The 15,041-nt window shown below is 46.9% G+C and carries 11 protein-coding genes and 1 pseudogene; 4 read left to right on the top strand and 8 right to left on the bottom strand.

What is annotated here, in order from left to right; all coding sequences use genetic code 11:
* The first annotated feature begins 14 nt into the window (after window positions 1-14).
* A complete protein-coding gene (locus ON05_RS13625; protein WP_010468909.1) occupies window positions 15-809 on the top strand; it encodes a hypothetical protein in 795 nt (264 codons plus the stop codon).
* Between the two features lie 80 nt (window positions 810-889).
* On the opposite strand, the gene thiD is transcribed toward ON05_RS13625, so the two are convergent.
* The 6 genes and pseudogenes from thiD to ON05_RS13600 all read right to left on the bottom strand — a co-directional run bounded on the left by thiD (window position 890) and on the right by ON05_RS13600 (window position 4,673).
* Window positions 890-1,738 carry a bifunctional hydroxymethylpyrimidine kinase/phosphomethylpyrimidine kinase gene (gene thiD / locus ON05_RS13620; protein ID WP_010468912.1) on the bottom strand — a complete coding sequence of 283 codons (849 nt, stop codon included), beginning with the start codon at window positions 1,736-1,738 and terminating at the stop codon, window positions 890-892.
* Window positions 1,739-1,837: 99 nt separating this feature from the next.
* A complete protein-coding gene (locus ON05_RS13615; protein ID WP_010468915.1) occupies window positions 1,838-2,386 on the bottom strand; it encodes an AlpA family transcriptional regulator in 549 nt (182 codons plus the stop codon).
* Between the two features lie 3 nt (window positions 2,387-2,389).
* Entirely contained in the window at window positions 2,390-2,653 is a 264-nt protein-coding gene (locus ON05_RS13610) for a hypothetical protein (protein ID WP_010468917.1), read from the bottom strand.
* Window positions 2,654-2,702: 49 nt separating this feature from the next.
* Window positions 2,703-3,128, bottom strand: a complete 426-nt coding sequence (locus tag ON05_RS13605; RefSeq protein ID WP_010468919.1) for a hypothetical protein — start codon at window positions 3,126-3,128, stop codon at window positions 2,703-2,705.
* A pseudogene (locus ON05_RS38535) lies at window positions 3,125-3,265 on the bottom strand (methyltransferase); the annotation flags it as partial. The gene ON05_RS13605 and the pseudogene ON05_RS38535, both read right to left, overlap by 4 nt.
* A gap of 10 nt (window positions 3,266-3,275) precedes the next feature.
* The gene (locus ON05_RS13600) at window positions 3,276-4,673 is read right to left on the bottom strand and encodes a DUF3370 domain-containing protein (protein ID WP_010468922.1); all 1,398 of its coding nucleotides are present in this window, start codon (window positions 4,671-4,673) and stop codon (window positions 3,276-3,278) included.
* Window positions 4,674-5,539: 866 nt separating this feature from the next.
* On the opposite strand from ON05_RS13600, the gene ON05_RS13595 reads away from it, so the two are divergent.
* Window positions 5,540-7,924 carry a hypothetical protein gene (locus ON05_RS13595; RefSeq protein ID WP_010468924.1) on the top strand — a complete coding sequence of 795 codons (2,385 nt, stop codon included), beginning with the start codon at window positions 5,540-5,542 and terminating at the stop codon, window positions 7,922-7,924.
* 245 nt (window positions 7,925-8,169) lie between these two features.
* On the opposite strand, the gene ON05_RS13590 is transcribed toward ON05_RS13595, so the two are convergent.
* Together ON05_RS13590 and dnaK are read right to left on the bottom strand one after the other, a co-directional pair.
* Window positions 8,170-10,158 carry a glycosyltransferase family 39 protein gene (locus ON05_RS13590; protein ID WP_010468926.1) on the bottom strand — a complete coding sequence of 663 codons (1,989 nt, stop codon included), beginning with the start codon at window positions 10,156-10,158 and terminating at the stop codon, window positions 8,170-8,172.
* Between the two features lie 452 nt (window positions 10,159-10,610).
* Window positions 10,611-12,518 (bottom strand): molecular chaperone DnaK, encoded by a 1,908-nt coding sequence (gene dnaK / locus ON05_RS13585; RefSeq protein WP_010468928.1) that lies wholly within the window; start codon window positions 12,516-12,518, stop codon window positions 10,611-10,613.
* 492 nt (window positions 12,519-13,010) lie between these two features.
* Here dnaK and ON05_RS13580 point away from each other — a divergent pair, with 492 nt between their 5' ends.
* Together ON05_RS13580 and ON05_RS13575 are read left to right on the top strand one after the other, a co-directional pair.
* Window positions 13,011-13,508 (top strand): HNH endonuclease, encoded by a 498-nt coding sequence (locus ON05_RS13580; RefSeq protein WP_010468930.1) that lies wholly within the window; start codon window positions 13,011-13,013, stop codon window positions 13,506-13,508.
* Window positions 13,509-13,787: 279 nt separating this feature from the next.
* Window positions 13,788-15,026: a bifunctional oligoribonuclease/PAP phosphatase NrnA gene (locus ON05_RS13575; RefSeq protein WP_010468932.1), complete on the top strand. Its 1,239-nt coding sequence runs from the start codon at window positions 13,788-13,790 to the stop codon at window positions 15,024-15,026.
* The last annotated feature ends 15 nt before the right edge of the window (window positions 15,027-15,041 follow it).

Below are 15,041 nucleotides of genomic sequence, written 5' to 3'. Positions count from 1 at the left end.
AGAAAAAATTAAATATGAAAACAGCAATAAATAGGTCAACTCAAGACACCCAAATTGAATCTAAAAAAAACCAACCTAAAGAGGTTATAGAAATTGGCCAAAGCTTTTTCAAGCTTTTGAGAGATGCATCTCTATCTACTCTATTTATTGCATTGTTAATAGCTCCTAAGTTTTTGAATGAAAGACTTATTAAGGCTGGATTTGAGGAAGGTAGTGTAGCTGGGTTTAAATGGAAAAAACAACTCAAAGAAACTGACGCAAAACTTGTAGAAGCTGCCAAGCAAATTGACGATCTAAAACAAAGGCTACAAGAGTCAAACTCTATAATTTCAAAGATAAGTGAAGAGAATCCTCAAAGCCAATCACAAAAGTCTAAAGAGCAAATTATAAGAAATGAATCATCTACAAAGATTGCAGAGACTGTAAATTCAGAGATACAAACGACTCTAGAATCTAATACACCTATTCTAAACCCTGATGTAAGAGAATCACAGCTGAATGCACTATCTAGTATTATAAATGATTATAAAATCGTCATTTTTTACAATCAAAATAAGCCTAGTCAAAAATCCGTTGCTGCTGAGATAAAAAAAGCCTTAATGACAGCTGATATTAAATCTGATATTCAAATAAAACCTAAAAAATATGAAGCGTCAAACAGCCAAATTCGATATTATGCTAAAACTGAGAGAGAGGCAGCTTATGCGTTACAAAGTATTTTGATAGATACATATACTAAACAAAATTTTAAGCTTCAAACAGTTTATACCCCAACGCCAAACTATATTTCAATTTTCTTGGCTTCATAATTTCAATCTTTACTCTTGCAGAATTTATAGCAAAGATATATGGAATGGAACAGCTAAGAGATACATGATACGTATAAGTATTAATTCCAGAGGCGAGAAAAGTCTAAGGTTTCCGGTGCTTTTGATGCCAGTGGAAACCAATGACCTACGGGTCCCTGGCCTTGACCAATATCTAAGGCATATTTCAAGGCTTGAGTGACGTAGGTTTTTGCGGCTCTGGCAGCAACTAAAGGTGGTTTGCCTAGGGCGAGATTGGCTGCGATCGCAGCCGATAACGTACAGCCCGTGCCGTGGGTATTCCTCGTAGCAACGGTTTCTGTCTTTAGGGTCTCCATCTGTTGGCCATCAAACCAAACATCGATACCTAAAAGCGTATCGCTCATGCCTCCGCCTTTGACTAAGACATTTTTAGGTCCCAAATCGAAGATTTTGCGGGCAGCATTCTGCATATCTGTAAGGGTTTGAATCTCTAGCCCACTGAGGATTTGGGCTTCATAGCGATTGGGGGTGAGGATTAAGGCTTGGGGGAGTAGGTGAGTTTTGAGGGTTGCGATCGCAACCCCATCAATCAGCACGACCCCAGCCCGTGATACCATCACCGGATCGACGACTAGCTGGTGAATCTGCTGTCGCTGAAGTTCCGTAGCCACCGCTTCCATAATCTCTGCATTGAGCAGCATCCCCGTTTTGGCCGCTTGCACACCGATGTCGGAGGCAACCGCATCGATTTGAGCCACCACTGCTGCTGGAGGTAAGGCATCGACCCGATTGACGCCCACGGTATTTTGGGCTGTCACACAGGTCAGAGCGCTGGTACCGTGAACTTTATGAAAGGCAAAGGTGCGTAGATCGGCTTGAATTCCTGCTCCGCCACCGCTATCGGAACCTGCAATCGTTAGAGCAACAGGTATCATTTGATTTGCAACCATTTATTATGAGATGAACGCCTAAAAGTAAAAATTAAAGACAGACCAAAAGGGCTGGCAATAGTCCGTTGATGCTGTGGAAGATCAATATCTGCCCATCGCCTAAGCCACTAAATACTTGATATCTTCTTGCAGCTCTGCCCCGACTTTTTGCCAACTCTTAGCAGCATTCAATTTCATCGTCATTTGGGCTGTTTCCAGTAAAACATCATCAATCTCATAGGTTTTATCCGTCTGTAACCAAAATAATAGGTCTGCTAAGTGCCACAGTGAAGGCGTTCCCTCATAGATCGGAGGTGGAGACTGGGGGACACCATTGATAATGAGATTCCGCATATTTTGTCGAGTGCAGCCTAAAACCTTAGCCACATCTGTAAGTCCCACAAAATCAGGGCTTGCTTCGATGAGTTTTGCGGTAGGGATGGCTTGTTTGACATCTGAGATTGCACTCGCAATGGCAGCGTAGGCAGATTGTGCTTCACGATTAAAGTTGAGTGAAATCAATCCTTGTTTACCGACACCGACTAAGGCATCATCACAACCACTTTCGTAAAGTTGCTCAACATAATGATTGGGATCGAGTTGAACAGTTTTGGTTTCAGCATTTGGGGGCTGCAGTGCAAATTTCAGCGTAAAGTCATATGCATTCATGACTTATTCCTCTGCATGACTAGGTTTACTCAATGGGTTGTGCCGACTACCGTTATCAACAATGCGCTGGATCTGTTTAGTATGATTCCCTGGGTTTTTGGGAGTACTCCAAATACTGGCAGTGCCGCATCTACAGTCTTTATCGTTGTAGGGGCAGTACATTTTCCCCCAAGCATGGGACCCACCCACTTCAATCCGCCACTGATTTTGCTCAGCGTATTGTGGAGCTGCTTCAATCTCCGGTTTGGGATGTGATCGTCTTGCCATAACAACGCTCTATGGCTCCAGCGTATAGCGTCTTGTTGTCAGGTGACAACTAGTCTTTTTGTCGCTGATACTCTAGATACTCTTCTGCATCAGCTCGAATTTCAGGGGCTGCAAATGGATTGCTGCAGATTGCTGATAGGAGTCCAAGCCACTCGCTTCGTTCTTGTGCTGAGATCTTAGAGTTAAGGATACGATTGGCTAATAAGGCGGTAGTACAAGACGGTCGTTGGGCCAAATCGTATTTGAGAGTATCTAGATAGTTGGGATAATACGTTTCGATGTGATGGACTAATGCGCCTGGTCCACCCACTGATGACGTTGCATGTTGAACAAAGTAGTCAAAAATAGGCCGATATAGATCTGGATATATCTTTGAGTCTGTTGTGTCTAGTAGCTGGTCAATCTCTAAGTCGAAGGAATAGGACTCTGGATCTAACTGATTCAAAGCAAAGGCAAAGGCTTCTATCTCGTTCATTGGTCTGAATATTCGTGGGTCAGTTGTGCGATCGCAAATCCGTCATAGCCTTTACATCCTATAGTTTGAATTGCCGTGGCCGAAACACGAGGGTTTGCAGCTAGCAATTCGCAGAAAGCGCATACCCCTTGCACTTTTTATGCGGTCTTATTTAACAGGTGATGTTGCAATCCTCAGGATTTGTGGAGGTGTTGAGTCAGGTGGATAGAGGAAATCAACTGAAACCGTTTTAGTGGTCTTTGGAGGGATAGTTAGGGTACTCATTGGCTTGGTCAGCTCTCCCGTTCTTTGCCATAGATGAACGTACTGAGTCGTGATAGCGCCATCGTCCTCAGATATTCTCAACCTAACTGTTCCTCGGAAATAGGGGTGTGTGCGAGGCGGGATTGTAAACTGCAATCCTTTTGGATTGAGTTTGTCTACCTTGATGGGCGTTGCAAGGGTCAGTGTCACCTGTTTGGGGCTAGACGTGGGGTTATGTAATGGCAAAGATAAATCGTAGTACACACAATAATTCCCATGAGCTTCGTAAGCTGTATCAGTGTATCGGGCTAGGAGTTTAGCAGCCTGAGTCTGTGCTGTACCTAAACGACCGGCTCTCAAGGTGCTAATTCCATAGGAAATGCCTTTGCCTGAAGCAGGAATAGATAAGTGTTTTGATCCTGGATCCGTCAATAGGGCTTGCCAGTTGGAACCTGCCTGCACTCCAGATACTCGACTGTATATTAAAACGCCTCCCTGACCTGGTGGCGTTGGCCTTTTGTCCCTTGGACCTGCAAGCCCTCCGGTCAGCAGTAGTTTTTTCCACTCTTCAAGGGTCGGCTTTCGTTCATCTCCCGATTTTGTAGTTGGCGCATACATCGCAAGTTCAGCAAGATTCACGGTTTGATTGCTGTGGAGTTGCATGAAGGTGGATCGTCCATTGATAGGCTTCTCAAGACCCTTCACAGGAATTGGGTGGTTCAATAGAAGACGATACTCCCCTGGTGGAATGATCAGGACTTTGGGGAAATCAGCTTGATTTTGAGGTTGCTGATTGGTCTTGAGTTGTCGAAGGATCTGATCCACCGTTCGGACTCCGGGGCCGGAGAAAACTGTTCCCTCAGGATTTTCTGCAATGGAGGGCTTCTTGTCGAAAGGGGCTTCAGCGAGTTGGTAACTAGCAGCCGTATTGAGTGCTAACGTGACCGTTTCTGTATTGGGGTTATGAACGATGATGCCTAAATAGAGCGTTTTTAGATCAATGGGAGTGTGCGAAAAATGATGACTAAATAACGTGAAGTTGTTCTTAAAGCCGAAGTTGAGATGAGCTTCAGGAGTAGCTTTGCCTGATGAAGGAAAGGTTGAGAGTAGAATGCCAGGTTGCTTAATCCATTCCGGACTATTGCTATTGAACATGGGAATTTGATCAAGCTTCCCAGGTAATGGGCGAACTTCATCGTCAAGCCAAAAATCTTGCGTGGCCTGCTGTCCAGTCAGACGACTCTGTTCTGCTGCTGAAGGCACGGGAGGCGAGATGAACTTACAACTGCATAAGATGGTCATCCCTATTGCTAATGAATAGGAATAATTTGCTGTTCTAGACAGAGAAAGTAAAGGCATAAAGTCAAGTTGAGTAAGCTTAGTTTCAACAAGAAAATATAGACACTTTAAGAAGTGAATAGCATTGTTAGAAATGGTTGTGCTAGAGCTGTGAATTTTTTATGTCTATGGATTTTTAATCAGTATAATCAGTGCAACCTAAAATAAATCTCATCCTTTCTCTATTGATATTAATGTTTATAAATTTTATTAAGCCTTATGGATTTTCGGGAAGGTAGACTCATTGTTGAGGTTTTTAGAGTGTTTACGTTACTTTCTGCCTAAAAGCTGTGGGCGTAGTTCTGAACATAGAAGCCTTTATCTAAACTGAGTTGCATAAATACTGCTCAACAGACTGATAGCTTGCACAAGAGTAAAGTGTATTCGTTTAAGGTGGAGAATTTTTTGTGCTTGAATTATTTTCTAATAAAAGAATTTATGAGATATTTCTGCCTAAGACTTTAGCTTGATAAGTTGTGGACAATTTATAGGCCAGATTAATCAGAATTTACGCATTTCAGGTGCTTTTTAATCTCTACTATATGTGAGGCCTGTTAATTCACTCTCACAAATTATGAAGGATAGTTTAGACCTTGTTTGTGTGCACTTAGGGCTGATTCAAAACTATCTGATTGGAACGATTGGTCCCTGCTTTAGCTCCATCGAGCAACATTCTAAAAGCTGGTTTATTAACGCTAGCAACCAGAGTCATTTTTCTGAAATATCACGCACTTCTACAAGTTAAGGGGTTCAGCCTAGTTGTGCTCTGAAATTAAATATTCAATCTTTCCCCATTCGTCCCATTTTCCCATTAAGGAGAGATCAAAACGATGGCATTAATTACAGATGTGAAACGAATCTGCGATCGCCTTGCCGATGCAGGGTGGCAGACGCTCATGCTCAAGCATGGTCTCAGCATCAAGCACATGAGTGAGAGTGCCCTTGCCAGTGCATTAAACGAGGCAGTCGATGTCGACAAAACTATTCCAGGGTTTGAAGACTTTGTTGCCAATCGGGCCAAAGGCATTGAGCCTGGAAATCCAGCGGCGAGCTTGCTGTATCATGCCTTTGCTTCACCAAACGTCAGCCGGGTACCAGGTCAGTCCACCCCGTTAGGCGCTTTGAGCCAGGCTATTACTGAGTTTCCCACGCTGGAGGAACTCGACACCATTGCTAACTACATTTATGTCACGACTAATCGTAGTCTGGCCGACGTCCGTCAACATGCAGCCGAACTTTTAGCAACTGATATTGGCACCATAGAGCTGGCTGTCGCTGTTTTTGCCTCAGAGTATCGCCCCGCACCTGAAACCCCCCATCAGCGTTATGCAGATTTATGCCATTCCCGTACAGGAACGGCTCGAGTCGGAACAGCCAACGCTATTTATGATGGAGAACTCCGGGGTTATATCCCATTTCGGGAGAGGGATAGCCAAAATATGATCCGAGTTTTACCTTGCTATTACAGTACTTGGATCGCCGTTCGTTCTCGGGCTCAAGAAAGCCGCTTCGGTCCAGCGCGGGCCCGTCCTGGAGACGAGACTCGGGACTTTTGGGTACCTGTTCATAAACTCTTCAATGGCGATGAATGCCTGAAGGATGAAACCATTGATATTGACTTTTCCATCCACCATGAGAATAAAAAGTTGGAGCGATTGCATCAACGTATGGAAGATGCTGGTTTCCCGTCAGGATTTAGTGCTGCTGAGAGGCAGCAATCGCCTTTTATCAACGCACAAGGGCTCATAGAAGGATTGGCTATTTTTCAAGGAGGGGCTTGTCTTCTCAGTCCACAACCTCAGCCGCTGGTGGCACGGGCTAGCTTTAACAATGCACCGCTGACGTTTCAGTCTCCTCCCATGCAGGGTGCTTTTTATGATGCTTTTTCTCCGACCCTCAGTTTTAATGAACCTGAAGGGCCTCCTGTCCGTCCCTGGCCGGAATATGCTCATGTCCGATTTGAGGTAGACAATGGCAGAACCGTCTACTTTGGCAATCGTCCAGATGTAGTTGGCAAGGCCACGCAAGGGGGATATCGAGCCCTCAATATTGCTGACTTTACGGGGGATGGCTGGATCAAGGCTACTGTGCCTGCACTGGATTCCTTGGATTCTATACCTGCTTACTCTCTAATCGCGGCTCCGGACTTCTTTCCAGCGGTAGACCAACGGGAAGTCTATGAATGGTGGAGTGAGATTCAAGACCAAAGCACATTATCGGCTCAACCTCCTTGGCTCCGTCAGCTTGTTCTGGGAGGGTACTGGGATTTTTGGCGAGCTGGACCTATTCCGTTGTCGGATGAGCGATCGGCCCCCAATATCACCTTGGCTAATGCTGAATTTCGTGAAGATGATAATACGGTTACAGCGATTGTGACGGCACTCCAAGATATCAATTTACTCCAGCCTAAGCCCGTTGTACCCACGACAGCACGCCATGCAGCGCTCCCTGATGCTGCTGCCGGAGTATTTGCTCCAGGCTGGGATACGAGCGGTGATCGCATTCCTGGAGGAGCGACTCATCTCTCTGCCTATGGATTGGGAAGTCCGTTTCCCGAAGATGCAAAGCTCTGTGCCGCCTTGAGTACGTTCTGGCCAGCAGTTGCTCCCGATACTGAACGAACTTTCTTTGGGGATCAATCTAGTAGTCCGCAAGGCACTGGAACCGTTTGCCCACTCACTGATCAAGAAAATGGTGCCACAGATGGCAGTGTTTCCTGGGACGGTCTGCGAGGGCCACGGGTGATTGCAGAAAATAGCAGCCGCACAACTGTCCGTTATCCCATCTATGAATATGCGGACTATACCTTTAATGCTTTGGAAGGACGCTTTTCCATCGCGGCCACCAAGGATATTGATTTTCAGGAGTATACCAGCAGAATTTTAGCGACTCTACGGATGTATCGGACACTGGAATCTGTTGGGAATAAAGCATCACTCCATATCCTTTCCTTTCAAAAGCTTGAATCCACGAATATCAGTTTGAGAGAGGCTCAAAGTGAATCAGGTCGATCGCTGTCGGGACCGGTTTATCGGTTTGATGTGTTTGATGACTCCAATGCGACCCGTTTACCCCCTAGTGCGGTCGATGAAGAAGACTTCACTGTGGATTTAATTTACACCTTGCTGATTGGAACCAGTGACTTTCTACTGGCGATGGCGCGTCGAGGTGATGGTTCCCAAGCCCGTAGTCGTTGGGAACCACTGAATTTCTGACGATTAGATTGATTGCCGACTAAAGCCTTGGATTGAAGAAAAACCTCACCAAGACTCGTACCAGGATTCTAGACAGAGGCCAATGATTGCATCAAGAATGGTGCAATCATTGGCCTCTGTCTAGAATCCATGGCTTGCTTTAAGAGGATGGATCAAGACTGGAGTAAAGTTGGTGGCTGGACGGGGCTTTGCGATGGCCATTCCTGACAGCACCAGAAAAGATATGGCAATGGGCTGATAGGGCTTTACCTCTGGTTAAGCCGGGCAGGAGAGGTAATTTCGTATAGTTGCGTAAAACGGAAGTGAGGGGCAGTTTGCCAGAGTAAATTGAGTTGGAGATCTAAGTTGTTGAGATCGCACGCTTGTTCCAAACACAACAAATAATCTGCCTCTGCTAAGCGGGATTCGATTGTCGCCAAATCGTATTGCTTATTAGGGGTCTTGTCCGCCGGGAGTAAAACAAACTCACGTCCTGGATTATGAAACATCATCGGAAAGTAATGGTCATAGCCCACAACAGCCACTTTTTGCCCTGGTAGAATATGTTGTCCAATCTGTTCTACTCGATCTCCCCCATTAGCTTGCTCATAAATCAAACGGTTGCGGGTCCAGTCACTCAAGACCCAAATATTGTCTAAGGGCTGAGGCGAGGGCATATACCAGAGCGGTTTGGCGAAATTAAATGCACAGGCATAGCAAAGGATCACCAAACTCAGCATCCGTAAACCATTGAGCATCCAGGGTCTTGGTTGAAGTCGCTGTAACAGCATGGCTACACACAGGCCACTCGTTGCCGCCACCAAAATAAAGAACCGACTTTTCCAGGGTGACCAGCCCATGGCATAGCAGAGGGCCAATACCAAGGCGATGGACACAAATGCCATGATTCTAGGGAGTCGTTGGCCTTTAACAGCACACCAAACCACCGCTGGGACCACCAGCAAAATTCCCAATGGCCCAAACCAGGATGTATCTTCTTTCATATCCCAGAGGATAACAAAAGGCGTGGATAAGGCTAATTGACTGCGGCCCGCCATCCCTAAGATCGGTTCAAAAATTGTGTTGTAGAGATTTTGTAAGCCATCTGTCAGGGACCAACCCATCCCCTTTTTCCACAGGATATCCACAGGCTGAAGTAGGTGAATACTTTGGAAGCTATAGCGAATCAAGTTGGCAATGCCGCCGACTAAACCATCATTGTTGCGGTTTGCGATCGCAAACTTAGCAGGTCCCAGAAATCCACCAAACTGGCGATAGTTATCCCAAAACAACCAGGCCTGGGACAGAATTACAGCCGGGACTAAGCTGACCCCAATCCAGCGCCAATGTCGCATGGATGACTGCACCAGCAAGCCCAACCGTCCTTGCTGAACCACTAAACTCAGCCAAGTCAGCCCAAAGAAAAAGGCAAATAGAACGAAGGTTGTTTTTACCGCTACGCCAAAACAGAGAGTCAAGCCCAACCCCAACAGTGCTTCAAAGGAAGGAGACTGCAACCAGCGATCCGCCCAAACTACACAGGCAATCGCCACTGCCGCTAGGATAATGTCATTTTTGGTGCCCGTGGCCTGATAGACCACTTCGGGGAGTGAAGCGATGATAAGGGCTGTGGTTAAAGCGATGTGGCGATTCACTCGCGGACGTGCGAGTCCATAGGTAGCCAGCAATATCGTCAGATACGATAGCCAACTAAATAGCCCCAACCCATAGTCCGTCCCGAATCGTAAGAATAAGTGCGAGAGAATATCTGACCCCACTGGGAAGGCGGCTTGGGGCGTAATGATGAAATCTCGGAGGAACAGGCTGCGATTTTGCTCCCAGAGTAGGACTCTCGGTAAGTGGTAGGTCAGGGCATCCCAACTACTCGGTGGTAGGAGCACGGCTTGAAGCAACAGGTAGAGTAGGGCAACGGCCAAGACTGTCAGTGTGACTGGAGCCTCTCGACCTATCATCATGATGCGGTGGGGAATATCCCTGATGATGGGCCATCGTCGCCATTGCAGTCCCACTAAAGGCAGTAAAACAGCCAGTTCCACAAAGGGTAGCCACTCAGGTCGTCCTAGCAAAAAGCCGATCTGAAGCAAGAACGAGAGAAGGCCCAGGCCAGACACAATACCCAGGGCCAGGGCTCCTGCTACTGGATAAGCGTTGGGGCGGGTTCGCAACCCGATAAATATGCTGAGAATAACAGCTGCTATTTCGGTAATCGGTATGAAGGCAACTGCCCCTAACATTCAACCTGCTCCACATCATCAATAGACAGCTTGGTTAGGCGAAACGCCGACGTCTTCCCTGCCCACCTTGCGGCTGAGAATGCGCCTGGTTTTGTGCATTGCCTCTATGGGATGTAAAAGCTATCTATGTTTTATTGGAAGCCATCCATGGGTTGGATGCGGTGATTGCGATCGCGCAACTGTAGTGAATTTCATAACCCATCGCTACTGACCTGGCCCTTGATGTCGCGCAATTGCCAGCGGAGACCTTATTGCTAGCATTTGCATAACTAGCGAATGAGCTGAATCAGTCGCAATATAATTTGTCTCTGGATTACGTCTGCAGAAGGCCTCAGATTTCACTCATGAAAAAAACTCTGCTCTTTGATTAAGAGCAGAGTTTAGAAGGAGTAATAGAAACCTAAGTCTTAAGACGGATCTATCGACTCTAGCGAACCGATAGATCGCGAACTCTATTTCGTTTCAGTGAAATCAGCATCGATGACATCATCGTCGCCACCAGTAGTGTCACTAGGCTCATCCGGTGCAGCCCCTTCGGGTGCTCCTGCCGCTGCAGCATCACCTTGCTGATAGAGCTGTGTGCTGATGCTGTATAGGGCTTGCTGCAACTCAGTGGTTAGAGACTGCATTTGCTCATGGTTTTCACTGGAGATGGCTTCTTTAAGATCTTTGATTAGCCCTTCAGCCTTCTCTTTATCCTCACTGGAAACCTTATCGCCTAATTCAGACAATTGCTTCTCGGATTGGTACACCAGCGTATCGGCCTGGTTCTTGGTCTCGATTTTCTCGCGACGTTCTTTGTCTACAGAGGCATTTTGCTCTGCATCTTGAACCATCTTGTCGACTTCGGCATCGGACAGGGTGGAAGCCCCCGTAATGCTAATGGATTGTTCTTTGCCAGTGCCTTTTTCTTTAGCGGTGACATTGAGAATACCGTTGGCATCAATATCGAAGGTGACTTCAATTTGAGGCACGCCTCGAGGGGCGGGAGGAATCCCGTCTAAGCGGAAGGTTCCCAGACTCTTGTTGTCTGTGGACATTTCCCGCTCACCCTGGAGTACATGAATCTCCACATTGGTTTGGCCATCCACCGCCGTTGAGAACACTTCTGATTTCTTGGTGGGAATCGTGGTGTTTCTGGGAATCAGCTTGGTCATGACGCCACCGAGAGTTTCAACTCCCAAGGACAGTGGTGTGACGTCTAGTAAGAGAATATCTTTAACTTCACCGGCCAGCACACCCCCTTGAATGGCAGCACCGACGGCAACCACTTCATCCGGGTTAACAGATTGGTTGGGTTCTTTACCAAGGACTTTCTTAACGACTTCTAAAATCGCGGGAATGCGGGTGGAACCCCCAACCATCACCACTTCATCAAGAGCGCTCTTATCGATTTTGGCATCACGGACGGCATTCTCAACGGGAATCCGACAGCGGTCGATCAAATCAGAACAGAGCTCTTCAAACTTAGCGCGAGTAAGGGTGGTGTCTAAATGCTTAGGACCATCTTGAGTCGCTGTGATAAAGGGAAGGTTGACATCCGCTTGGGTGACATTGGAAAGCTCAATTTTCGCTTTTTCTGCCGCTTCAGTCAGACGCTGTAGGGCTTGCTTATCTTTGCGTAGATCAATGCCTTCGGCTTTCTGGAACTCGGCTGCCAAGTAATCCACAATCTGTTTGTCGAAGTCATCCCCGCCCAAGTGGGTATCACCTGAAGTGGAGAGTACTTCAAACACCCCGTCACCCACTTCAAGTACGGAGACGTCGAAGGTTCCTCCCCCAAGGTCAAATACCAAAATGGTTTCGTTGCTTTTTTTATCTAAACCGTAGGCGAGAGAAGCAGCGGTGGGCTCGTTAATAATCCGCAGGACTTCCACACCGGCAATCTTGCCGGCATCCTTTGTGGCTTGGCGCTGGGAATCGTTGAAATAGGCGGGAACGGTAATCACCGCCTGAGTGACTTTTTCGCCGAGATATTTACTGGCATCATCGACTAATTTGCGGAGGACCTGAGCTGAAATCTCTTCAGGGGCAAACTTCTTGCCTGCTGCAGGGCAGTCCACTTTAATGCTGCCTCCTTCAGTGAGGACTTGATAGGAGACTTCAGTCGTTTCATGGGTGACTTCGTCTTGACGGCGGCCAATGAATCGCTTCACTGAGTAGAACGTATTCTCAGGGTTCATGACCGATTGGCGCTTGGCAATTTGACCGACCAGGCGATCACCATTCTTGGCATAAGCGACAACGGAGGGGGTTGTCCGGAATCCTTCTGCGTTGGCAATGACCGTGGGTTTGCCCCCTTCCATCACTGCTACGCAAGAGTTAGTGGTTCCTAAATCTATTCCAACAACTTTTGCCATAGGTTTTTACAGGCTCCTTCTAAAAAATTGTCTGTTAAGCAAACAGGTCACTGACCGGGTTCTAGAACACCCATAGACGAGCTATTAGTTCATTTGTACTAATAGCAAGCGCCGTGGGAGGGTTAACTTACCTCTATACTTGGCTTTCCTAGCCAGATCTTGAAGGCGTATTTACCGAACCTGGTGTAGACGGTTTTAGTGCTGTGGGGATTACCAAGCGGTCATCAAATGACTTTGCAGTAGGGCAGCACCAGGGGGAGCCGTCAGTCGCAAATCGTTAGGGTTACCCCCTGACGATTTCCAGGACTTGGTTTGCTGAATTCATACATTCATCACTATAAGCAGCGCCACTCTAGACTGTCGTTGGGACAACCGTAACGTTTGGGGGGTATTTACCGTCAGCCCTCAGTAAATGGGCCTAAGTATTGCCCAATCATAGGTTTCATGGGGTATGTGCTACTATCTGTATCAGATCTGCCTGGGCAAGGATTCATGGGCAAAGTTCTCGTTCTGAATGCCTCCTATGAGCCGCTCAATATCACCAGTTGGCGTCGAGCGGTTGTTTTAGTCCTCAAAGAAAAAGCTGAGCAAGTAGAACACAACGGTAAGTTTGTGTATCGAGACTTTCCCTTGCCGACGGTCATTCGATTGCGCCAATATGTGCGGGTGCCTTACAAAGAAATTCCCTTAACTCGCCGAAACCTACTACATCGCGATAGCCATACATGTCAATATTGCGGACATGCTGGTGATGATTTAACCCTAGATCATGTGATGCCCCGATCACGAGGAGGGGGAGATACCTGGGAAAATATGGTGACGGCCTGTGTCCGCTGTAACGTCAAAAAAGGCAATCGGACGCCTAAAGAAGCCCGGATGATCCTGAAGCAAACGCCGCGTCGTCCTTACAGTAGCCTGTATTTTGAGGTCACCAAGCATCTACGCAATGGGGTTCATCAAGAATGGCGTAAATATGTCATTGGTATGTAATTTGTGGCTTGTTACTCTGCCTTAAACGCATAAAGGCGAGTATTCTTCCCCATAACTTTAGGGGTATCCTCACATTAAGGGGCTGGTATTTTCAATTAGGATCGAAGAAAATAAGCATAAGGGAATCAGTGGAGTAAGCGCCTGCAGGATAGCTAGCACCGATCCCAATCCCAGCGATTCGTGATAATCTTCAGAATCTGCTTTGCCTTAAATTAAGCGGTTCTGTCCGTGTCTATGTTCCATCTGAATATTACTCCTACCTAACATTAGGTTTTTACTATGGTTTCAACTTCTTTGAAGTCAGTTGACCCTAAATCAGAGACTCGTTCAGCCAATCTCAACTCGTCTGAAAAACTGGGTGCTCGATCTTCTAGTAATCTTACGAGTCTGAATGGGCGAGCCCAGGAACAACGTGCTGACGCTTTTGCTAAGGTACTCGAAAGTCATCGCGGCGATTCGCAACTTGTGATTTTGCAAGACTTTCCTGATCCAGATGCCTTGTCTTCCGCTTGGGCCTACAAGCTGATTGCAGAGCAGTATGATATTCAATGCGAAATTCTCTACGCTGGCACCCTGAGCCATCAAGAGAATATTGCCCTAGTGAAACTGACCAATCTGCCCGTGCAACGATGGGCTTGTCAGTCTCCAAAAACCAAAGGAAAAGATTTATCAGCTTATCAGGGCTGTGTCTTGATTGATAATCAGGGCACGACCAGCCAATTACTACCGATTTTACAGGCGGCGGATATTCCGATCACCGTCGTTATCGATCACCACAGTTTGCAAGAAGGGGTAGAAGCTGAATTTACGGATGTACGGCCCAATACTCGGGCGACAGCGACGATCCTGACCCAGTATCTCCAGGCTGGTTTACTAGAGTTTGATAGCAATGTCAGTGAACATGTGAATTGTGCAACGGCGCTCATGCATGGCCTGCGTTCTGACACCAACTTTCTCAAGCAAGCCCAAGAAGAAGATTTTCTGGCAGCGGCCTACTTAAGCCGCTTCTACGATAGTCAGCTCCTGAATACGGTGCTGCAATCTTCTCGGTCGAAGCAGGTCATGGATGTGATTGAGAGCGCTCTCAAAAATCGCAGCGTCTACAACAATGTGACGATTGCTGGTGTCGGTTTTCTCCGCTATGACAACCGCGATGCCATCCCTCAAGCGGCAGATTTTTTAGTGACTGAAGACAATGTGCATACGGCAGTGGTGTATGGCATTGTCCATGATGAAGATGAAGATCTGGAATTGGTGGTCGGGTCCTTGCGCACCACGAAGCTAACCCTAGACCCTGATGAATTTATTAAAGAAGCCTTTGGTCAAGATACCCAGGGCCGATTTTTTGGGGGTGGCCGCTCCCTGGCGGGTGGATTTGAAATTCCTATGGGCTTTTTGTCGGGGCTGAATGAGAACTCGGATTACGCCAAGCTGAAGTGGAGCGTCTACGATACCCAAATTAAGCAGAAGCTCTTACGTTTGGTGAATCCAGAAAACAGCGTAATTACCAGCAGCTAGCCCCACCTCTGAAAG

It is taken from the genome of Acaryochloris sp. CCMEE 5410, from assembly GCF_000238775.2.
Classification (GTDB): Bacteria; Cyanobacteriota; Cyanobacteriia; order Thermosynechococcales; family Thermosynechococcaceae; genus Acaryochloris.
Note: the sequence above shows the minus strand (reverse complement) of the source record. Positions and strands in the feature narration are given on the sequence as shown.